Raw genomic sequence first — 21521 nt, 5'->3', positions numbered from 1 at the left:
TCATAATAACTAGCTCCTTCCGTAATGTAGCTCTGATTTGGTTTGGTTTTTCCAGTAAACATTCTAACCAAATTAACCTACGATTTTACGAGTAAGGAGCTAGTTTCGTTCATGATAACTCGGCTACGCCTGCGGGGTCTCCACCTAGCGCTATCTCCCTCAGGAGTCTTCGCCTTTTGCTACAATCCACAGCTAGGAATCAATAAAAACTTTACGTTATCAGTTTTTCAGTGGCCTTCTTTGTTGCGGGGTCTCCCCTGTCCCTTCCTCCCGCAGGACAAGGAAAGCTACGGCAGCAATTCATCTCACGAAGAAAAAGCGTTAGCATTTTCGAGGAGTCTGCGCACCTTACACTACGATCAACATGGAAATTCGACAACATAAATTCTTCTATTACTTATTCATAACCGTACTGACTCTCGGGAGGTTTGTACTGAAAAGTGACATGCCGTGTTTGAATGCTGCTAAGCCATACAGCATGCTGCTCCAGTCAATTAGTGTTACTTTTGTTGGGTACCAGCGGTTTGGTTGCTCAAGATGCCACCAGGAAATGCGGTGTAATCCGAATTTGTATGCCGCTTTAAATTTTTCTTCGTCCTCTTTATCCACTGGGTTAGAGTACACATCATATGGAATGTGCAGGGAATATTGAGCGTACAGGTCATAGATTCCTGCAGGATACACAGGCAGGTAGCCACCTATAATGTAGGAAGATGCAATATTGTGAGGCGCATCATTGATTCGATCAGCATGATATCCGCCGAATAGCCCGTCATTCGGGCCTGCACCATACCCCCAGATATAAGATGGTACATCCTCAAGCTCTTTCCATTTCATTCTGTCAGCCAGACAAGCATTCTTATAGAATTCCAAGTAGGTTGTACTTTCAGCATATTCTGGAACTAGGTAATAAGGAAACTGGTGAACGAAGGATGATAAAAACGCACCGGGATGGTCGTTTAGAACGGCTAGTCCACGAAACTCTTCTTGTGGAAGTTCCCTTATTTTATCTTCTGCAAAATTGTTTAACCAAAGTGCCTGAATGTTCTTATCATGAGGTTTTCCTAGTAGAGCAAGGTAGGATACCATTACATATTCGTTATAGGCCGGTAGCGGGGCAATCCCTTCTCCGTCCTTGGCTATCATGTTAATGACGCCTTTATCTTTGTCTGCAACTACGATACTCCAATCGATAGAGTAAAGCAGTTTTTCAGCCATTTCCAAAATCCGAGGCTCTTTTTTCGCGAAATGATTTCCTGCAAATAATGCACCAGTTAGGAGAAGGGTCGTATCTATGGTAGAAAACTCCGAATCAAGGTTTTCCCCTGTTTCCATATCGACGAAGTGGGCAAAGAAACCAGATTTTTCATCTCTAGCAACGTCGCATCTCTCTATTTCCCCAGATACCCCTTGCAAGGTATTTAATGCCTTTGAAGCTGCATGATCATCCCAGCCTTCCAAATCTGCAATGGCAAGGCTGATTAGACCGACGCCTGTGGCCGCAATAGAACAGCGAAAATCCGGATTTTCTCCAAGGGTCATATATCCATCTGCATATAGTCCTGTACGTTGATTACGTGAAGCTTCAAATAATGCGTAGGAATCATGAAATTGACGGTCAAAAAACTTTTTCACTTTAGTTGGTAGATTTTTATATTCGTTGGTTGGCATCCCTTTTGCCCCTTTCATCCATTATATGGGAAGAAACTTGTATATTTCATGCTTTTATTATAGTAATGCAATTCAATATTTTACTGAAAATGATATAATTATCATACAAAATTTCTTGTACTGTGAAAATAGATAAAACTTTACTTGTTGTATAATTCATCGATTTAAAAAGAATGGAGAGAGTGTGATGCCCGTTATTCATGGGGTTTTCTACGATATTTCCCCACATTGGGATGTGGAGAAAGCAAAAGGTCTAGACACGCTAGTTTATGTAACAGAAGGAAAAGTTCAATATCAGGTTGAAAAAAGAGTGATGCAATTAACAAAAGGAGATCTATTATTGATTCCTTCTACAAGCACTAGATCATGGAAAAACGATAAAGTTGAAGGTCATCGTAAATACACCGTCGTTTTTGAGAGAAGTGAGACGACCTACCAAAACTTTATAAAAGATGAGATCGTGTTATTTAAACCACGTAAGTCTGCTTATTATGAACAACGACTGACCTTTTTAAATGAGCAGTGGCTTAGTAAAAGGTTATTTCATGAGGAATTGTCTCAAAATATTTTATTGGAGCTTTTAATCATGATTGCTCAGGAGAGAGCAGAATGGCATACTTCTCCTGTAAAAGAATCTTCAGTACGAGATATGCAAGAATATATTCTTAACCATTATCGCCGTAACATTACCATAGAAGAGTTGGCCGCTTTAATTGAAGTGACTCCGAATTATGTAACTGTTTTGTTTAAAGAGGTATTAGGTATCACCCCTATCCAATATCTTCATCAAACTCGAATCAATAATGCTTGGAATTTAATTAGTACAACGAAAATGACAATCAAGGAAATCGCGGAGCATTTAGGTTATTGCGATCAGTCATATTTCAATCGGATGTTTAAAAAATGGATGGGGATACCCCCTTCTCAAGTCAAGAAATCTTAAGAAAAAGCATAGAGAGTGGACTCTATGCTTTTTCTGTGGTCGTTTTTGTTTCGGATTTAACTGCTTCGCGGAAAGCTGTTTGGAATTTGCGTGTAAATGGGCCAGGCTTTGCTTGTGAAAAAGTGACGCCATCAACTTTAATGATTGGCATGACTTCGCTCGTTGTGGAAGTAAGGAATACTTCATCTGCCTCCATCAAATCCTCTTTTTGGAATGGTTGAATTTTATAGTCCCAACCATTCGCATCCATAATTTCTAACAGCTTCGTCCTCGTAATCCCATTCAAAATCAAATTATTGGCTGGGTGGGTCTGGAGGATTCCGTCCTTGACGATGAAAATATTTGAAGATGAACCTTCTGTTACCATTCCGTCTCTAATAAGAATGGTCTCAAAAGCCCCCGCTTCATTTGCTTTTTGCTTAACCATAATATTATAGAGTAGGTTTAGGCTTTTAATATCGCATCGAAGCCAGCGCAAGTCTTGAGCAGTTATTACTTCCACTCCTTTTGTTTGAGCATCCTGTACACTTTTATATGGAAGTGGATATGCAACCAGTTGAGGTGTTAATGTAAGTTCATAATGGTGTGTTCTGTTAGAGACACCTCTCGAAATTTGGAGGTAGAGTCCTCCATTTGTCATGTTATTTGCTTTAATAAGTTCCAATAACCTGTTACAAAGCTGTTCTGGCTGCTCGGATAGTTGAATACCGATTTCCTTTGCACTTCTATACAACCTTGCAATATGTTCTTTTAGGGTAAAAGGAATCCCCTCGTATATATTAACTACCTCATATACTCCGTCGCCGAACTGGTACCCTCTGTCCTCAATGTCCACCTTTGCTTCACTTCTGTTGATAATCTCATCATTCACCAATACTTTCATTTTCAGTACCTCCAAATGTGTTATTTATTCCATACAAGTACCACAGGGCAATGGTCGCTTCCCAAAATATCAGAGTGTATTTCAGCGTCCTTCAATGAATCCTTTAACTTATCGGAAACGATGAAATAATCAATGCGCCAACCGATATTTCTCTCACGGACCTTATTCATATACGACCACCATGTGAATTTGTCTTTTAGGTCAGGATAAAAATGGCGGAATGTATCGGTAAATCCTTCTCCTAGTAATCTAGTCATCTTTCGTCTTTCTTCTTCTGTAAAGCCAGAATTGTTGCGGTTAGATTTAGGATTTTTTAAGTCAATTTCCATGTGTGCTACGTTCAGGTCCCCGCATAAAATAACGGCCTTCTCCTGATCTAGCATTTTTATGTAAGCTAAGAAGCGGTCCTCCCAATCCAGTCTCAATGGAAGTCTGGCCAAATCTCGCTGAGAGTTTGGGGTGTACACGTTCACTAAGAAAAAATCCTCATATTCAAGTGTAAGTACTCTTCCTTCCGGTTCGCGCTCTTCCGCCTTTTCAAAATCCAATCCATAGCGCACTTGCAGTGGTTTCATTTTAGTAAAAACAGCTGTGCCTGAATATCCTTTTTTGATTGCATAGTTCCAATATTGGTGATACCCTGGTGTATCTAGGTCGATTTGCCCCTCTTGAAGTTTCGTTTCTTGAATACAGAAAATGTCCGCATCCATCTCATTAAAATAATCCATGAACCCTTTTTTAACACAAGCTCTTATTCCATTTACATTCCACGATACAAGTTTCATAGGTGCATATAATTCCCTTCTAAACTATTACTATATTTAGCCCAGTATATCAAAAAGAACCGCTTTTCAAAAAGAAAAGCGATTCCAACTTAATCATTACACTTGAAATAGATGGAATTTTAATCCGTAAGGATCACTTACCATCACACTCTTCTCGTTAAACTCCTTGGTAATGATGCAGTTATTTGCGATTAAGACTTTTTTAGCGTTTTCCATGTTTTCAACAGCGAATTCGAAAAAAACGGATGGATCATTACGCTTATTATGATTCTCTACATACAAATTTGTACTATTCATAGTAAATAGTGTTTCAGAATCTGTACTTTTTTCTGGTTTCATCCCAAGGATTTGATGATAAAATTCAATGGCATTCTCATAATCTTTCACTTGTATTGCTATGTTATTTGTCAATTGATAAGGGGAACGGTCATTGATTTTCTTACTTGGTTTATAATCTTCATATCCGGAAGGAAGTAGATCGAATAATGGCCATACCGAACAAAAATCATCTCCGGGTCCGAAAAACGCGCTTGAATGACGGTATATATCTCCCTTATCATCTTTTGTAAAAACGGTAACCCCAGGATAATAGCCACCATTCACCACAAATCCCATGTCTTCTTTAAAAGTTGTGTCTATTGTGGATACAACCGGGAAAATCCAACTTCTCTCTGCTGCAAAATTCTCTTGAACTTCTGGTGTATCTGGGGTTGATACAACAAACGCAGCTTTCCTGCGGATATGGTGGTATACACTATTAAATCCATCTGCCCACATCGTGCAATAGGAACAGCTCTTCCCCATGTTGTGGACCACGAATAATTCATTTTTATCCTCAAACAACTCTGCCAAGCTAACCCTACCATTTTGAAAAGATGAGAAGACATATTGATCGACTTTCTCTTTTTCTATGTTGCGTTTCATTACAGCTAACTGCTTTTTCTTTTCAAGGATTTCCTTCTCGAGCTGTTGAATTTCTGTTAACATTTCCGTTTGGTTCAACACAATCACTCCATTTCTATTAAAGACTGTTCTTTCTCACTTGGGCCATTTCACTCCATATGGTATTCCATCTATCTATTATACAACCTTTAACGAGAAATAAAATTAAATTTTCTAAAAACACAAAATATTTCAAGTTCACTCTCATATAATAATACAACTACTACTTACCCATATTTCATGTAAAGGAGAGATGTTTATGAGAGAAGCTCCTAATTACGGAGAATTTTACCCAAAGTCTTTGGTTCCAATTAATAAGGATGATCTTGTGATTTTTTTAGAAAAAGTGACGGACTTTGAGTGCTGTGATAATTACAGCCACTGGTTGATTGCGCTTGAAGGCAGAGCAATGGGGACGGGAGAAGATTATTACCATTGGCAAGTAGTTGTGTTCCCTGCAGAAATAGGTGGAGGATTTGACTATAAGCATCCCCTATATGTTTCTTCCTTCTTCTTATCCATTGATGAGGCTATTGATTACACTTCAGAAGTGGAACGAATTGCAAGTGACGGGCAGCTTTATACAATCGCTGGTTAAGGTAGAAAAGTGTAAAAAAAGAAAAACGCCATGTTTTTCTTTTTGCAGATGTTTGTGAAAGAATATACATATGATGCCACCTTTTTTTAAACCCTCTCCCCTCTACAATCAAAAAAAGCCCACCGCTAATGCGATAGACTCCTAAGCTAGACGGAACACAATTCCATGACCGCCTTTTGGATACTCCCATTTAATATTTTGATGGGGACAACCAATTCGGCAGCTTCCACACTCATGACAACCCTCATAACCTACATGCATCCTAATGTTTTCCCATTTGTAAATTTCCGCTGGGCAAAAGATCGTACAGATCTTATCGGGACATTTTGTTAAACAAATATCTTCATCCATGACCGTCAAATGTGATTTGGTGTCAGCATTAAAGCGAACCAGGTATTGTTTTTCTTCGATAGACTGACCCTTTTTCTGTTCACTCATTACTTCATCACCTTCCATGCCCGGTATGCATCTCGGGCTAATTTGAGTTTCTCTTTTGGAGAGCCAAGATCCTTCCAAATCTTCTTCTGTTTCTCCCACTTGGACTTACCATCAACTGTAAACATCTGGCTGGCAGCACGGTTGACCATTGGGATATACTGATCAAAGTATTGAGGAAACTTATTAAAGTGATGAGTGGAATCCTTGTATTTTTTCATATCCTGACCAACAAAGCTCTTCATGAGGTTGACCCTGTATTGATCCAGCGTTCGTTCGGAAAAATCCCCAACCGACATAGCTTCTAGAATAGTCGACGCTGCTAACCTTCCTGAGGTCATGGCAAGGTTCGATCCCTCTCGGTGGATGGCATTCACGAGCTGTGCCGCGTCCCCTACCACTAATACCCCGTCTGCCACGATACGACCCATTGACTTTAAGCCACCTTCAGGAATCAAGTGAGCAAGGTATTCGACAGGTTCCCCGCCTGCAAGATACGGCCGAATCATTGGATGTGTTTTCACATATTCCAACAGCTCATATGGTCTTATTTTATGCTCGATTAATCCGGATAGAAGTGTTCCGACCCCGATACTTAGAGAATCTTTATTTGTATATAGGAATCCTGTTCCGAGAATCCCTTTCGTTGCATCTCCCAAAAGCTCAATGGTACAACCCTGGTTTTTTTCCAGGTTGAAACGGTCCTCAATTACCTTACTGTCAAGCTTAATGATTTCCATCGTAGCAAGGGCCACTTCATCTGGCCGGTATTCCTTGTGAAAACCGAGCGATTTACCGAGCAAGGAGTTCACGCCATCTGCAAGGACCACTACATCTGCATAAACTTCACCGTCAGGCCTATCCGTCCTTACCCCGACCACTTTTCCGTTTTCCACGATACATTCCAAAACGACCGTTTCATTGACAAGTAATGCTCCCTGTTCCACCGCTTTCCCTGCAAACCATTGATCAAACTTCGCCCTTAGGACGGTGAAATTATTATAAGGTTCCTGTGCCCACTCCAGGCCTTTATAGCCGAATGTAACGGCTGATTCCTTGTCCATCATCATGAAGCGTTGCTCGACAATGGGCCTTTCAAGCGGGGCTTCTTTATGAAAATCAGGAATTATATCCTCCATCATCTTTCTGTATAACACTCCGCCCATTACATTTTTAGATCCTGGGTATTCCCCTCTTTCCAACAAAAGAACATTCGCACCGCCCTTGGCAAGTTCATATGCACAAGAGATACCCGCAGGACCTGCACCAACCACGATACAATCAAACTTTTCAGGCATTAAACCTCTACCTCCTCTCCATGTAAAGCTTTATGGAATTCCTTTACAAGCAATGGGACAAGTTCAAACGCATCTCCGACTATCCCATAATGGCAGGAATTGAAAATGGCCGCATCCGGGTCTTTATTAATGGCGATAATCAAACCTGAATTCTTCATTCCCACAATATGCTGGATTGCCCCTGAGATACCTATCGCAAAATAAATCTTTGGTGTTACCGTTACCCCTGTCTGCCCGACCTGATGATGGTGCTCTACCCAGCCGGCTTCGACTACATCCCGGCTTGCTCCAACCACTCCTCCAAGCGTTTTTGCAAGTTGATGGACAAGTTCAAAACCTTGTTCACTTCCAAGACCTTTTCCGCCAGCGACGACTATGTCCGCTTCATCGATTCGTATCTTTTTGGTGGTTTCCCTGACAATCTTTAATACTTTTGTACGCATATCGTCTTCTTTAATATCAATTGTCTCTGCAATTAACTGCCCCGTACGACCCTTCTCAGGTTGGAGCGCTTTCATTACTTTCGGACGGACAGTAGCCATTTGCGGACGGTACTTTTTACAGAGGATGGTCGCCATGATATTCCCGCCGAATGCCGGGCGACTTGCCAAAAGTAATCCCGTATCTTCTTCTACATCCAGTTCGGTTGTGTCAGCAGTTAAGCCTGTTGGAAGATCCGTCGCAACAGCACTAGCAAGGTCTTTACCAGTTGAAGTGGCCCCGTAAAGAATAATTTCCGGCTTGTACTTTTCACTGCAATGCAGAAGTGCTTTCATATAAGATTCCGTACGATACAATTGGAAGATCGGTTGATCATAAACATAAACCTTGTCTGCTCCATATTCAAAAATTGCACCTGCAAGTCCTGTGACATTTTCACCAATGATTATTCCAGCAAGCTCCACTCCTCGTTTGTCTGCAAGCGTTCGCCCGGCTCCAAGCAGTTCCAAAGAAACCGGTGCAATCTTCCCTTCGTTTTCTTCAATAAAAACCCAGACCCCACTATAATCCTCAAAATTCACTTCAATCCCCTCATTTCTGCAAACAACTCTTTCTTTTCCAACACTACGGAAAGCAATTGTTGCACCTGTTCGTCCGAGTTGCCCTCAAGTAACTTTCCACCCTCTGGTTTAGGAGGAGCCCAAACTTTTGCAACAATGGTTGGAGAGCCCTTTAACCCTAACTGTTTCCGGTCAATATCCTCCAGGTCATTGACCGACCAAATTACAGGTTGGTATCGGGCAGCTTTTAACATGTTTGGAAAAGAAGAATAGGGTACCTCGTTTATCTCTTTTTCTACCGAAAGTAAACATGGCAACGTAGTTTGTACTACCTCGTATCCATCTTCTAGTTTCCTACGAACCACCATATATGCATCATCTTTTTGGATTTCGACGACTTTATTAACAGAAGTCAATGGTGGTATATCAAGACGCCGGGCAATACCGGGCCCAACTTGTCCTGTATCACCATCAATGGTCATTTTTCCGCAGATGATTAAATCGATCGGCTTAATTTCACTAATTTTATTGATTGCCTTTGTTAATGCATAACTGGTTGCTAGGGTGTCCGCTCCGGCAAAAGCCCTGTCTGAAATCATATATCCCTCGTCGGCCCCAATTTCGATGCATTTCCTAATAGCTTTTACCGCTGGTGGTGGTCCCATTGTAACGACCGATACAGTTCCTCCATATTTGTTTTTCAGGCGTACAGCCTCTTCTACCGCGTGGGCATCGTAAGGATTTAATATCGCCGGGGCACTTGCACGGTCCATCGTGTTCGTTTTTGGATTCATCTTAATTACTTTTGTATCTGGTACTTGCTTTATACAGGCAACAATGTGAAGCAAATCTATTCCCTCCTGCCCTTTATCTATTTTGTCTTGATGTATAGTAATGTATATTCGTCCCACTACTATTACTATATAAAGTAGATAGAAAGAAAATACCGATTTTTATAGATTTGTTGACAAGTAGAGGCAAAAGAAAAAACATTTCTCCTTTTTGTGGGAGAAATGTTTTCATTTACTTACTATCAAATTCTGTATTGTGATATAAATCTTAAAAACTCATTTTGTAATGAATGTTCATATTTCATCAGTGCATATGCTTTGGCATCTGGTAGATTTATCGACCGGCAATCTACTTCAAGTAGCCTTCCTTCTAAAAGTTCACGCCTAACAGTGGATTTAGGTAAAATAGACACCCCTAACCCCTCTATAATGAACCGCTTAGTAATATGAGTTTGGGACACTTTCATCATTTTTGTAAGAGGATACTTTGCCTTAATCTGCTGACAAAGTTCGTACCAATACCCAGGGTGATTGTGGGTCAATAAGGTATAGTGGCCAAAGATCTCCTCTTCTTCGAGTGGAGATCCTGTCTCTAAATCAAAGCCATCGTGAGGCACAACCAAAACTAGGGGATCATCATATAAGGAGTGGCATTTCAGGTCTGTTTTTCGGTTAGGCAGACATGATAAACCGATATCCACTTCCTCCAATTCCACAGCATGTTCAATTTTAATTGATTCTATGATTTTAACAGATATTTCTATTGTAGGATGGGACTGAATAAATTGTTTAAGCACAAAAGGCAAAATCGTATCTGCAATTAATGGCGAAATTCCTATGGTGAGTTGTGATGTGAACCCCTGCTGAATGGAATGTAACTCCGAAATTCCTTCTTCATAAAGAGCTAGTAACGTTTTTGCATGTTTTAAGTAACTTCTCCCTGCCTCTGTTAACATCACTCTTCTACCATCTCGAACAAACAGTTCTATCCCGACTTCCTTTTCCAATTGCTTGATATGTACAGTCACTGTTGGTTGTGAAATATACAATAATTCTGATGCTTTTCTGAAATTACTATGTTCTGCAGCAGTAACAAATGTTTTTAACCAATTCAGCTCCATTGGATCCCTCCTTCTGATTACCTTTATTAATCAATATATTTTATTATCTTTAATTTTCATAATCAATTATATTTTATAAAATATAATTAACAAAAGAAAGGGTGATTATGAATGGATGTACAAAGAGGATTAAAAGGTGTCATTGCTGCTCAAACAAGTATTGCCGAAGTGGATGGGACAAATGGCCGTTTAGTTTATCGTGGATTTGAGATTAGAGACATTTCAAATGGGTTTTCTTTCGAGGAAATTGCTCATCTCTTATGGTTCGGAGAACTTCCTACTGCTGTACAGTTAGAAAAATTCAAGTCAACTTTTACATCATATAGGCACCTCTCTCCAACGATGAAAAAAATCTTATTTGCTCTTCCAGAAAATATGGATATGATGAGTATCATAAGAACAGTGATTTCCAGTGCCGGAGATCAATCTATGAAGTGGAAACCTACAGTTGAAGATGCGATGAAACTGACAGCGGTTATCCCTACAATCATTGCCTGTAGAAAGAGAAGTTTAGAAGGAAAAGAATTTATTCCTCCGCGTCTAGATTTAAGCCATGTTGAGAATTATTTGTATATGTTAAACGGAAGAGAAGCAAGCCCTGAGCATGTACGTGCATTGGAGACATACATGATACTGACAATGGAACACGGTATGAATGCATCAACTTTCTCCGCCAGAGTAACCGCTTCAACCGAAACGGACCTTGCATCTGCAGTGACTTCTGCAATCGGTACGATGAAAGGCCCCTTGCATGGTGGCGCTCCTTCTGAGGTAATATTTCTGTTGAACGAATTGAGTGAACTAAAAGATAAAAAGTTACACTTGCGAGAAAAAATACTGGCTGGAGAAAAACTGATGGGATTTGGGCACCGAGTATATAAAACGCATGATCCCCGGTCTATTGCACTGAAGGAAACTTTATCTAGCCTTGTAGGAAGAGATAGATGGCTGGATTTAGCTTTAGAGGTAGAGAGTGCGGCTATAGATGTGTTGGAAGAACTAAAACCAGGTAGAGGACTATATACGAATGTTGAGTTTTATGCTGCCGCCATCATGAAAGCAATTCAAATAGATTCTTCCCTTTTTACGCCAACTTTTACAGCAAGTCGAATGGTCGGCTGGACCGCGCATGTTTTGGAACAGGCTGAGGATAATGTGATTTATCGGCCGTTGTCAAAGTATGTAGGGAATTATAGTTAAGCGGGCGCCTTATATAAAGGTGCTTTTTTAGTGGTGAATTTTTAGTCTTGTTAATTTCTAAAACTACAAACTTTCTCCGGAATTAACGAGATGGTAGTAGGCTGCTGCTTAATTTTTGTGAGTATTTATAAGTTAATTTAAGAAAAAACTATAGAAATTAGTGCATTTTAGGGTGTTTAAAACCGTTCGGTCAAATTCTACTCAAGTTCGGACATTTTTATGGTGTTTTGGAGGAGGGTTTGGACAATTGTACGTGGATGTTTGGACAAATATTTGAGGTGTTCGGTCATTTGAAAAATTGGTTCGGTCAACTTTCTTGAATCTTCGGTCAAAAACCGAAAATATTCGGTCAACTTCGTGAAAACTTTAGACAAAATCATAAAATCTTCGGACATTTCAATGTAACACCACCATCTTTCCCCTTATATGATTGATTATCTACAACATTTAGACATTAAGTTTACATAACAATATTACAATCTATTAAAATAAATAATGAAGACATATCCAACTATAAATTCAGCCTAGTAGTACCTTCATCTTGCATGATTGGTAGATTGATACCCATCACTTCAAGAAAAACCAGAACCCCACAAAAAAGGTTCTGGCTGCTCCATACTTAAATATCCATATTGCTTGAAAAATGGGTCAAACTACCTGTCCCCCAAACCCATTCACTCACAACAATCATCTGAGCAATAGGATGTCTCACTTTTATTCTTAGATTCAAAATTCTGCAGTTTTGGCTTTTGGTTTTCTTCTTCCCAAACTTTAGCTAATGCTTCCGCAAAAACCTCCAGCGGTTGGGCTCCAGAGATGGCATACTTGCTGTTTAATACAAAGAATGGAACACCTTGTACACCAATTTCTCTTGCTTCTCTTTGGTCGAAACGGACATCCTTTTCAAAAGCATTTCCTGCTAAAACTTCTTCCACTTCCCAAGAGTCCAAGCCAAGGCTTATCCCTAATTCTTTCAAATAGCCTTTATCGCCAATATGTTTAGACTCTGTGAAGTGTGCTCTTAGTAAACGCTCGGTCATTTCTTTCGCTTTGCCTTTTGTTTCGGCATATTTTCCTAAACGATGAGCATCAAATGTATTTGTTGGGATAGAGGTATCAAAATTAAACTGCAAACCGACTTCAGCAGCTTGTTTTGCAACCCCTGCGCTCATTCTTTTCGCCTCTTCTACAGGCATGCCGTACTTTTTTGCAAGTATTTCATATATAGAGAATTCCGTATCACGCTTTGCATTTGGGTCTAATTCAAAGCTTTTATATTCAATTGTTACTTCATCTTTATGTGGGAAATCTTCCAATGCTTTTTCCAATCTTCGTTTTCCGATATAGCAGAAAGGACAAACATAATCTGACCAGATTTCTATTTTCATCGTTGCACCTCATTTCCTAAACTAGTATGTATTATCATACCATAATGTGTGAGAAACCTCTTTTAATAAGTCTTGGAGGTAAACCAGAATCCTGGCCAAATGAACTTCTTAAATCCCAAACTGGTGATTAAGTTTCTGGCAAAGTGCCTCTGACTCCACCCTCACACTTACATAAGGTGGTTTCGTGTTGGTGGTTGCCTCTACAGGCACTCCAAGCCAAAGAATGCGGTTATCGATTATGATAAAAGGAAACGTTACTTCCTTTGTGATAATGGATACCCTGTTCTTCCACTTAGTTAGGTAGGTTCTCCACTCTTCGGGAAGCGCATTACTGTTTTGAATGCCTACTGTAATAGTATGAGTAGAACGTTTCATGTCCTCCATCACTCTATCCCACTTTCTAGCATGCATCCATTGGACCTTTGGATGCTGATGTTTAATCCAAGAACCTATTTGATGTGGCTGTACATGAAATTGCGACTCTTCCTGATAGTCTACCAATTTTCTAATAATCTTATTGTAAGAAACCTTCTTTTTAATGTATTGACTGTCGCAAATGTGAATGAACTTTCCTTTAGACCTTGTGATGGCAACATTCAATAAACGTTCGCTTTCTTTACCAACTAACAACATCCCCGGACGCTCTATAGGAAAGCTATCGACAGAATCGAATATGATAATATCCTGCTCACTGCCTTGAAAACGGTGGACCGTAGCGGTTACGATCTCGGCAGTTTCAAGTTCAAGTCCATAAATATCTTGCAGCAACACATCCATCCATTGAGCTTGAGCACGGTATGGTGAAATATATCCAATAGATCTTCCACCGTCCATATATGCTTCATGAATGAGTTGAAACCCTTTGAGTAAATGCCATAAATTTATCCTGGACCTGCTACTTTTTTCAATAAAGGCATGCTCACCGGTAGTGTTTGTATCAAGCAATACGGATGCTTGATCAGGGAATGGCCGCTGCCTGGCAATGAGCTGTCGATTTTTCTTCACACTTGGATGGTCACCTACAAGAGAATGATAAATGTATTTGTTTGTAAATGCAGAGATAGCTGGGTGCATTCTCCGTTGTTCTTTTAATAAGAACAAATGAGGGTGCAAGCGAGAGGAATGTACATTTTCCGCTACTCCTGTTCGATGGAACACATCTTCTTTTAACCACTTTTCTACTAATTCATGTCTTCCTGAAGCGATTGGTGGGAGTTGCTTGAAATCTCCGCATATAATCATATGTTTGGCAAGTGAAGCCGCAAAAGCTGTTTGGGGTACATATGCCATACTAGCTTCATCTACAATGACCACATCATATTCTTTCTCATATATGGTAGGATCCATAGCAGCTTTCGCGAGTGTAGTGCCAATGATGTACGCTTCCTCTAGAAAATCCACTTCTTTCTGCCTTATTTTCTCAAGAACTCTTGCCACTTTAGTTTCGAGTTTCAGCAATGTTTCCGAATCTCTCTTACTGAAGGATTTGGATAAATCTATTTTTAAATGTTTCCGTTCTTCCATCAGTTGGTCTCTGTCATTAGCAAGTAATGGGTCACGGTTTTGTAGTAGTTGTGAGGTTGTGATAGCAGGAAGGTTTGCCAATAAGTCACTGTTATGTGACCCATACCTCAGTACATCCCCTTCTCTATTGCGTTCTTGCTTTGAAAGAAAAGTTGAAATCTCTCGCATCAATACGTCCACAGACTGGTTACTGTGGGATAACAACAGAACTTTCTTCTTTTTAAAATATTTATTAGCAGCAACCCTTGCCAAAGTATAAGTTTTTCCGGTACCAGGTGGTCCCCAAACAAAGGTTACGGGATTGTATTTGGACCGGAGAATCAATTCATGAACACTGCTTTTTATAATATCTGTTGGATGCTTAGGCTTCATTTCCGGATGCATCAATCTTTTTATCCGGCCTCTCTTCTTTTTACTTCCTTTCAATTCATCCAGCCTTTGAAAAAGTTGATCCAACAGCTCCCAAGGGTCATGAAACAGATATGCTTCTGTGATGAGGTCTCCGAGCGATTGTTCAAAGGAAACGATGACATTCTTTCCCTCTGAGGATAGAATTTTCCCTTCCGTTTTAATTCCCCCCCATTCAACTTTGACGAGTGAACCTACAGGAATTCTTACGGAAGTATAGGTTTCAAAGAAGTATGTACAACCTTCATCGGTGGAAATTAGGTGTCCATTATTTATTAGATATTTGGTGCTCCCAAATTTCTTTAAATGTTGTATTTCAGCTTGTAATGCTTTTTTCCATTCGTTAATATATTGAATCGTCTTCATGTTTTATTTCCTCAACTCATCATTTTTCATTCCCAAACTATATCATAAACACTATCAAAATAAAAAAGCCAAGATTCCTTCAACAATTTTTGTTGGGATCCTGGCGATACATTTCGATTTATTTGTAAAAACTTATAACATTTTTTAGTACTTTTTTATCTTCCTTGGAAATCGTCTTTGGTTTCATGGGAGCAACGGCAATCTTATCTGCACTTTCTAAAGTTGAAATTTCAAGGTAAAAAGGATTGGAATTTTTATCTCCATCTAAATACCCTTTAAGGATTTTCACTTTATTAGTTGAGCCTTTCATCCGTTCTTCATAGTCCCATGTAATATTATTTTTGTAGGCTTTATCCATACGTTCCTTTAAACCAAGGGCTTCTGAAACAGCATCCTCTGCAGTTTCAAGGAAAGTATCAGATCTTTTCAATCCTTTTTTTTTCAATCCATCTCCAGCCTTTGCTTGGAAAAATAGATATGACATATCGGTCATCCTCTCTGTGTGTCGGCTTCACACCTTTAGACGGCGAATCTTAACACCAGGATACCAAAGGAACTTACCTCTCTTTATAGTTTAACCTTTCATGCCAGATTCTACCACCATTTTCTAAAATTATACGAGATTGGAGAAAAATTTATTTGATGATTAAGTGGGATTACTTCTTATTTTATGAGATAATGAAAGAATGATTAGAATTCCAAATCGAAAGTAGGAACATTAATGAAACAAAAAAACAAGTTCCAAGACAATGAAAAAGTCATTTTAAAGAGCACTGGCGAGGAAGTAACCATCTTAAAATTCAACTACGTCCCCAATTTAAAAAGATACTCCTACACCATAAAAGAAAACCCTAAAACCTTTTATTTCGAAGAAGAGATTAAGCAAAGTTATTAATATTTAACTGAACTCGAGAAACCTGCAGATCCTTGCACAGGTTTCTTTTTTTTGGTAAAAACTTATTATGTTTTTATCATCTACTGTGGGGTATTTAGTCTATATGTAATAAAAGGAGGGAAAAAAATGCTACTGGTATATTTGAGTATTGGAATTTTAGTACTATCCATCATTTTGCTAAGTATTGCCTTTATCTCTTTTCGTAAAAAGACGATCCCCACTCTATCCTATATAAATTCGGTGGGTGAACGTCTTCAGGAAGAAAACGATGCTATTCAAGAGCAAGTGAATCATCTAAAAAGTAAGCAAGAAGCCATCAAAAACGATATTGATTGGAAAAAATCAGTCTTTACCTTTACAGTTGCAGAAATAAAGAAAGTTCCCAATTCATTAAAGAGTAGTTCAAAACAAAAACTTCATGAGTATGAACGCGGCATGTAAGCATTCATTAAGCAAAAGCACCGTTACCCAGCATAGGAAAACGGTGCTTTTGTTATTAAAGTGCTGTGAATTTTTCATCGTGATATTTATTGGAGCTGGTAGTAAGTCGATCTTTATGATAGATGGCGTTAATCTCTCCTCCAATGACAAGTGCAAGTCCTGTCAAAAACAACCATAACATTAAAATAATTACCCCACCCAGGCTTCCATAGGTTGCAGAATAGTTTCCAAAATTACTAACATAAAACGAAAAGCCCAAGGATACAAGCTGCCAGATTACGGTGGCAATTATTGCACCTGGCAACAACTCTTTAAATGATTTGCTTATATCAGGAGCTATGCGATATAGAACCGCAATAATAGTGAAAATAACAAAGAAAGCGATTATGAACCTTAGGATATTTAAAATGATTGCGGTACTTCCTGGAATATAAATAAACGATTCAAGCTGATTAATAATGATCCCACCGAAAACGGGCAGGAAAAACGCAATAAGGAAAGCAAAAATCAATCCAATGGTAAGCCCTATAGAAAGAAGCCTTACCAAGTAAAAAGGCCTGCTTTCTTCTACATTAAATGCTTCATTCATCGCGCTGATAAACGCGTTCATCCCGTTAGAAGCTGACCAAATTGTTCCAAGTATTCCGAATGTCAGCAGTCCTCCATTCGGTTTATTGACGAATTCATTGATGTTTTCTTCAAATACTGCGACAGTTTCCGGAGGCATCATGGTTTGCAAGAACTCAATTACTTTCTGCGGATCAATATTTAAATAAGGAATGATGGATAAAGCCAGTACTAACAAAGGAAATAATGATAGCATGTAATAATACGCCTGTTCTGCTGCTAATCCTGTGGCGCGGTCATTTTTCATTTCAAGTCCTAATCTTTTCAAAAACTTAACGAGTCGCGACAACTTTCACACCCACCTCTCATTTTAAGCCTCTGAGTAAAGGCAATGTGCAACATCTGAACGAGCCACCAGACTTAATGATTTCAGAAATATCTACTTCGACCACGTCATAACCCCTGCTGCGGAGCTGCTCATTTACTTGTTCATTGCACGGCAAACTGAAAATTTTATTATTACCAATAGATAAAACATTCGTTCCCATGGTAAATTGTTCTTCTTTAGATATTTCAATCAATTCATATCTCTTTGATAAGAAGTTTAATTCTTCTTCTCTTAATGCAGGTGAAAAAACTAGTGCCTCTGTGGGTGAAATGACATTAAATACGCAGTCTAAATGAAGATATGTTTTGTCTATCGGTATAGGTTGAATGGTATATTCAAAAAGAGATTGGCTTATATGTTCCAAGGCCTTTTTGCTTGTTCTGCCACTGATTCCAACATAGACGGTATCACGGTCAATGATGATATCTCCGCCTTCCACACTATAACCTGATAAGGGTGTATACGATAATTGTTGTTCATCTAGCCACGATTTTAGAACTTTTTCTTCGCCTGATCTAATGTCGCTGCCCATATTTGAGACGAATACAGTATCACCAAGCGTAAATCCGATATCTCTTGTAAAAACTTGTTCTGGGTATTGCTCACTCGGAGGTAAACTATACACATCCACACCGTTTGCTAACATGGCTTGTACAAACTTGCGATGTTGCTTCGTTGCCAACGTTTCGTCGATATTATCTTCCAAAAAATGTTTTTGTGTTTCATTAATCACTTCTGTGATGCTCATATGAGTTGGCGGACACACAATGACCTTTTTCAATTCTCCAAATTCATTTTCACATGTATGTCTTGTCATCTTATCCGAATATTCTAAATCAATTGTCATTTTGTTATCCTCCAATCAGTTATATGTAGGCTGTACTATGAACTCTATTCCCTAAACGGAGAATCATTTAAACATTTTCAAATGAAAAAGGTATGAATGATTTGAAATATTGGACGTATGATCTAGCCTTTACGCTTCTTTCTTAACGGATATGAGGACCATTTTACTCGTTTTTTCTCGTCACTGAGGTCTTCATCATCTCTTTAAAAACCTCTCTACTCGTTTTTCCTCGTGACTGAGATCTTCATCACCTCTATGAGGACCTCTCTACTCCTTTTTCCTCGTGACTGAGGTCTTCATCACCTCTTTGAGGACCTCTCTACTCCTTTTTCCTTGTCACTGAGGTCTTCATCACCTCTATGAGGACCTCTCTACTCCTTTTTCCTCGTCACCGAAGTCTTCATCTCCCCCATGAACACCTCTCCACTCTCACCCTGTAGATCAGATCATCCTAATTCTAATAATTTCCTAAACCAATTATAAAAAGCAAATCTAATCATCTGACTAGATTTGCTTTTCATTATGTTACTTATTTACCGATAAACATTTGTGTCCAATAATTTCCTTCTTCTACATACCCTACTCCGATGTGTGTGAAATCTGGAGTTAGAATGTTTTTACGGTGTCCTTCACTGTTCATCCAAGCTTGAACTACCTCTTCAGGAGAACGTTGACCCATTGCAATATTTTCACCGGCAGTATTATAAGAAATACCGTAGTCTCTCATCATATCAAATGGAGATCCGTGTGTTGGACTTGTGTGTGAAAAGTAATTGTTGGCTTGCATATCTTTGGATTTATCACGAGCAACATTGCTTAATGAAGCATCAGCTTTAAGGTCTGATAATCCATTTTTGCGACGTTCCGCATTTGTTAACTCTATAACTTTCATTTCTGTTTCAGAAATTCCTTCTGTTGACTCTTCAGCCTGTTGTTGATTATCATTTGCCGGTTCTTCTGCAGGTTGATTCTCAGGTGGTGCAGCTTGACCGCCTTGTGGAGCTTGTTTTTGTTCTGGCTGAGCAGGTGCAGGCTGTCCTTGTTGACCCTGAGGTATTTCTTGTTGGAATTTGTAAATAGCGAACGGTCCTTCTTGCTGGAATTTCTCAAAATGCGGGAACTTTTCACTTGGTATTGATGTGCTGAAAGAGTTTTGATCAATTGTTAAGTATCCATTGTTGATTTCTTGGACATCTGCACTTTGACCCATCCCGCGAGCTTCATTTCGTACATGTGTAATTCCGTTGCCGTTGTCATTATCAAGAAAAGCCGTGTTGTTGTTATCCATATTTTCATTATCGTTAGTGGCACCATTGTTACAACCGACCATTAAAGATAATGCAAAAGCAGTAATTATCGTTACCTTCATAAATTTCTTCATCGTACATCTCCTTTTCATCTTTAATACTTTTTTAGTTTTGCAATTTCACCTAAAAGTATTATTGGTAATAATGATAAAAAAGAGATAAATTTGGTAACGATCGTTATCTAATAAGTTGTTCTAAAACACGTTGTACCTGTAAACCTTCTTTAAAACCAACAAGTATGGCCTCTTCATTATTTAATCTGTTAACAAAATGTTCGACCAAGCTGCCATTTGAAGATACCAATTCGGAGTCTTTCATGTCTTGCCACGCTTCTCCTTTATTTGCTAATATCACCTTTCTCCAGTTAATTAAAGAAAGGCTCTGATTTTCCCCATGTATGGTAAAAGCTATTTCTTCCTTTTCAGCTTGTCCAACTAGTCCATCAATAAGAACTCGCACTCCATTTTCAAGATCAAGCATGGCAATGACAGCTTGCTCGCTTAATAAGGGATCGGAAGGGTAATCCACATAAGTTTTGACTTCTTTTACAGGTCCGAAAAAATGGAGAATCATTTGAAGGTAATGTGGGGAGATTTCTCTAATGAATCCCCCTTGTTTTCTGGAACCTATCCAATTTGTTTGTTGCCAAGGTCTTGGCCACTGGTCAAAGTGCATTTTTAAGGTAATGCGCTTTATTTTTCCAAAAGAACCCTTGCGTATATGATCTTCTATCGTGGAATATGCTTTTTCATAGACGAGAGGAAAATGCATAGCATGTACTAACCCTGATTCTTCTGCAGCTTGTACCATCGCTACTGCTTCTTCTGCAGAATTGGCAAGTGGCTTTTCACAGAGAACATGTTTTTTGTGTTGAAAAGCGGACATGACAACATCATAATGCACTTCTGGTGGAACCGCGACATAGACAAAATCGATTTCTTTAAGTTGTAGTAGTTCCTTGTAGTCTGAAAAGTAAGAAACATCACCGCATTCAATGGCTGTTTCTTTTGCCAAGTTCTCATTATTGTCGCACACAGCTGCTATTTGAATATTGTCGTTTTTTTGGAATGCTGAAATTAGCCGCTGACCAACTACCCCTAACCCAACTACTCCAACTTTGTATATTTTTTTCAATGTTTCTCCCCCTAAGCTAACTTTAACGGTTAATTTCTATCTATTTGTCGGCTAATACTTGGATGAATTCTCTCATGTAGTCTGGAAGGTCTGGTGGTCTTCTGCTGGAGATGATATGACCGTCAACAATTACTGCTTCGTCGACCCACTCTGCTCCCGCGTTAATCATATCGTCCTTAATTCCAGGTGTACTGGTTACTTTTTTCCCTTGAAGTATCTTTGCGGAAATTAATACCCAGCCTGCATGGCAAATTTGACCGATTGGTTTCTGTTGCTCATCCATAGTTCGTATAAATGTTAGAATATCCTCATATCTACGAAGTTTATCTGGCGACCATCCTCCAGGAACCAAGATGGCATCATAATCTGATGGGTCTGCATCGTGAAAAGATATGTCGGATTCAATCGGTACGCCGTATTTTCCGATGTAGGTCGTCCCTGCCTTTTCCCCCGCAATGACCACTTCTGCACCTTCTTCACGTAAACGTAGAACGGGATACCAAAGCTCCAAATCCTCAAAATCGTCACTGACCAATTGAATTATTTTTTTGTTATGTAATTTCATTAAAATACCCTCCTTCACAGTAG

At 39.2% G+C, this 21521-nt stretch carries 22 protein-coding genes; 5 read left to right on the top strand and 17 right to left on the bottom strand.

All coding sequences use genetic code 11. The annotated features are described in order from the left end of the window. Nucleotides 1-393: 393 nt before the first annotated feature. Nucleotides 394-1671, bottom strand: a complete 1278-nt coding sequence (locus HF078_RS05370; RefSeq protein WP_169290208.1) for a hypothetical protein — start codon at nt 1669-1671, stop codon at nt 394-396. A gap of 187 nt (nt 1672-1858) precedes the next feature. Here HF078_RS05370 and HF078_RS05365 point away from each other — a divergent pair, with 187 nt between their 5' ends. After that, nucleotides 1859-2614, top strand: a complete 756-nt coding sequence (locus HF078_RS05365) for a helix-turn-helix domain-containing protein (RefSeq protein ID WP_169290207.1) — start codon at nt 1859-1861, stop codon at nt 2612-2614. Between the two features lie 22 nt (nt 2615-2636). Here the strand turns inward: HF078_RS05365 and dat are convergent, their stop codons facing one another. From dat to HF078_RS05350, 3 genes are all read right to left on the bottom strand, one after another. Then, on the bottom strand, nt 2637-3497 hold the full coding sequence (gene dat, locus HF078_RS05360) for a D-amino-acid transaminase (protein ID WP_169290206.1): 861 nt from the start codon (nt 3495-3497) through the stop codon (nt 2637-2639). A 20-nt stretch (nt 3498-3517) separates the two neighbouring features. Further along, complete coding sequence (locus tag HF078_RS05355) at nt 3518-4282, bottom strand: exodeoxyribonuclease III (protein WP_169290205.1); 765 nt, start codon at nt 4280-4282, stop codon at nt 3518-3520. A 96-nt stretch (nt 4283-4378) separates the two neighbouring features. Next, nucleotides 4379-5287 carry a DUF899 family protein gene (locus HF078_RS05350; RefSeq protein ID WP_346775313.1) on the bottom strand — a complete coding sequence of 303 codons (909 nt, stop codon included), beginning with the start codon at nt 5285-5287 and terminating at the stop codon, nt 4379-4381. Between the two features lie 196 nt (nt 5288-5483). On the opposite strand from HF078_RS05350, the gene HF078_RS05345 reads away from it, so the two are divergent. Then, on the top strand, nt 5484-5822 hold the full coding sequence (locus HF078_RS05345; RefSeq protein ID WP_010199510.1) for a hypothetical protein: 339 nt from the start codon (nt 5484-5486) through the stop codon (nt 5820-5822). A 141-nt stretch (nt 5823-5963) separates the two neighbouring features. Here the strand turns inward: HF078_RS05345 and HF078_RS05340 are convergent, their stop codons facing one another. From HF078_RS05340 to HF078_RS05320, 5 genes are all read right to left on the bottom strand, one after another. Then, a complete protein-coding gene (locus HF078_RS05340) occupies nt 5964-6278 on the bottom strand; it encodes a ferredoxin family protein (protein WP_047968712.1) in 315 nt (104 codons plus the stop codon). After that, nucleotides 6260-7555, bottom strand: a complete 1296-nt coding sequence (locus tag HF078_RS05335) for an FAD-dependent oxidoreductase (protein ID WP_169290203.1) — start codon at nt 7553-7555, stop codon at nt 6260-6262. Before HF078_RS05335 ends, HF078_RS05340 begins: the two co-directional genes overlap by 19 nt. Continuing rightward, the gene (locus tag HF078_RS05330; protein ID WP_169290202.1) at nt 7555-8577 is read right to left on the bottom strand and encodes an FAD-binding protein; all 1023 of its coding nucleotides are present in this window, start codon (nt 8575-8577) and stop codon (nt 7555-7557) included. The genes HF078_RS05335 and HF078_RS05330 overlap by 1 nt, the downstream gene beginning before the upstream one ends. Beyond that, on the bottom strand, nt 8574-9404 hold the full coding sequence (locus HF078_RS05325; RefSeq protein ID WP_169290201.1) for an electron transfer flavoprotein subunit beta/FixA family protein: 831 nt from the start codon (nt 9402-9404) through the stop codon (nt 8574-8576). Before HF078_RS05325 ends, HF078_RS05330 begins: the two co-directional genes overlap by 4 nt. 185 nt (nt 9405-9589) lie before the next feature. Continuing rightward, nucleotides 9590-10468: a LysR family transcriptional regulator gene (locus HF078_RS05320; RefSeq protein ID WP_169290200.1), complete on the bottom strand. Its 879-nt coding sequence runs from the start codon at nt 10466-10468 to the stop codon at nt 9590-9592. A 111-nt stretch (nt 10469-10579) separates the two neighbouring features. Between HF078_RS05320 and HF078_RS05315 the strand changes: the two genes are divergently transcribed. Continuing rightward, nucleotides 10580-11668, top strand: a complete 1089-nt coding sequence (locus HF078_RS05315; protein WP_169290199.1) for a citrate synthase/methylcitrate synthase — start codon at nt 10580-10582, stop codon at nt 11666-11668. Between the two features lie 674 nt (nt 11669-12342). On the opposite strand, the gene HF078_RS05310 is transcribed toward HF078_RS05315, so the two are convergent. The 3 genes from HF078_RS05310 to HF078_RS05300 form a co-directional block, all read right to left on the bottom strand. Continuing rightward, nucleotides 12343-13056, bottom strand: a complete 714-nt coding sequence (locus HF078_RS05310; RefSeq protein WP_169290198.1) for a DsbA family oxidoreductase — start codon at nt 13054-13056, stop codon at nt 12343-12345. A 108-nt stretch (nt 13057-13164) separates the two neighbouring features. Beyond that, the gene (locus HF078_RS05305) at nt 13165-15354 is read right to left on the bottom strand and encodes a DEAD/DEAH box helicase (RefSeq protein WP_169290197.1); all 2190 of its coding nucleotides are present in this window, start codon (nt 15352-15354) and stop codon (nt 13165-13167) included. A gap of 118 nt (nt 15355-15472) precedes the next feature. Continuing rightward, nucleotides 15473-15838 carry a hypothetical protein gene (locus HF078_RS05300; RefSeq protein WP_148986237.1) on the bottom strand — a complete coding sequence of 122 codons (366 nt, stop codon included), beginning with the start codon at nt 15836-15838 and terminating at the stop codon, nt 15473-15475. A 237-nt stretch (nt 15839-16075) separates the two neighbouring features. Between HF078_RS05300 and HF078_RS05295 the strand changes: the two genes are divergently transcribed. Both HF078_RS05295 and HF078_RS05290 read left to right on the top strand, forming a co-directional pair. Next, nucleotides 16076-16249, top strand: coding sequence for a hypothetical protein (locus HF078_RS05295; protein WP_169290196.1), 174 nt, complete (start codon nt 16076-16078; stop codon nt 16247-16249). Between the two features lie 126 nt (nt 16250-16375). Then, on the top strand, nt 16376-16690 hold the full coding sequence (locus tag HF078_RS05290; RefSeq protein WP_169290195.1) for a hypothetical protein: 315 nt from the start codon (nt 16376-16378) through the stop codon (nt 16688-16690). A gap of 55 nt (nt 16691-16745) precedes the next feature. Here HF078_RS05290 and HF078_RS05285 read toward each other — a convergent pair whose 3' ends face one another. From HF078_RS05285 to HF078_RS05265, 5 genes are all read right to left on the bottom strand, one after another. Beyond that, complete coding sequence (locus tag HF078_RS05285) at nt 16746-17606, bottom strand: YihY/virulence factor BrkB family protein (protein ID WP_169290194.1); 861 nt, start codon at nt 17604-17606, stop codon at nt 16746-16748. A 16-nt stretch (nt 17607-17622) separates the two neighbouring features. Further along, nucleotides 17623-18486: a dimethylarginine dimethylaminohydrolase family protein gene (locus HF078_RS05280; protein WP_481747996.1), complete on the bottom strand. Its 864-nt coding sequence runs from the start codon at nt 18484-18486 to the stop codon at nt 17623-17625. Nucleotides 18487-19021: 535 nt separating this feature from the next. Continuing rightward, nucleotides 19022-19873 (bottom strand): CAP domain-containing protein, encoded by an 852-nt coding sequence (locus HF078_RS05275; protein WP_240951678.1) that lies wholly within the window; start codon nt 19871-19873, stop codon nt 19022-19024. Nucleotides 19874-19976: 103 nt separating this feature from the next. Next, nucleotides 19977-20933 carry a Gfo/Idh/MocA family protein gene (locus HF078_RS05270; RefSeq protein ID WP_169290192.1) on the bottom strand — a complete coding sequence of 319 codons (957 nt, stop codon included), beginning with the start codon at nt 20931-20933 and terminating at the stop codon, nt 19977-19979. A 40-nt stretch (nt 20934-20973) separates the two neighbouring features. Continuing rightward, a complete protein-coding gene (locus HF078_RS05265) occupies nt 20974-21498 on the bottom strand; it encodes a type 1 glutamine amidotransferase domain-containing protein (RefSeq protein WP_169290191.1) in 525 nt (174 codons plus the stop codon). Between the last annotated feature and the right edge of the window lie 23 nt (nt 21499-21521).

The sequence above is a fragment of the Bacillus sp. RO2 genome (assembly GCF_012911845.1).
GTDB lineage: Bacteria > Bacillota > Bacilli > Bacillales > Bacillaceae_I > Sutcliffiella_A.
This window is presented reverse-complemented; position numbering and strand designations above follow the sequence as displayed.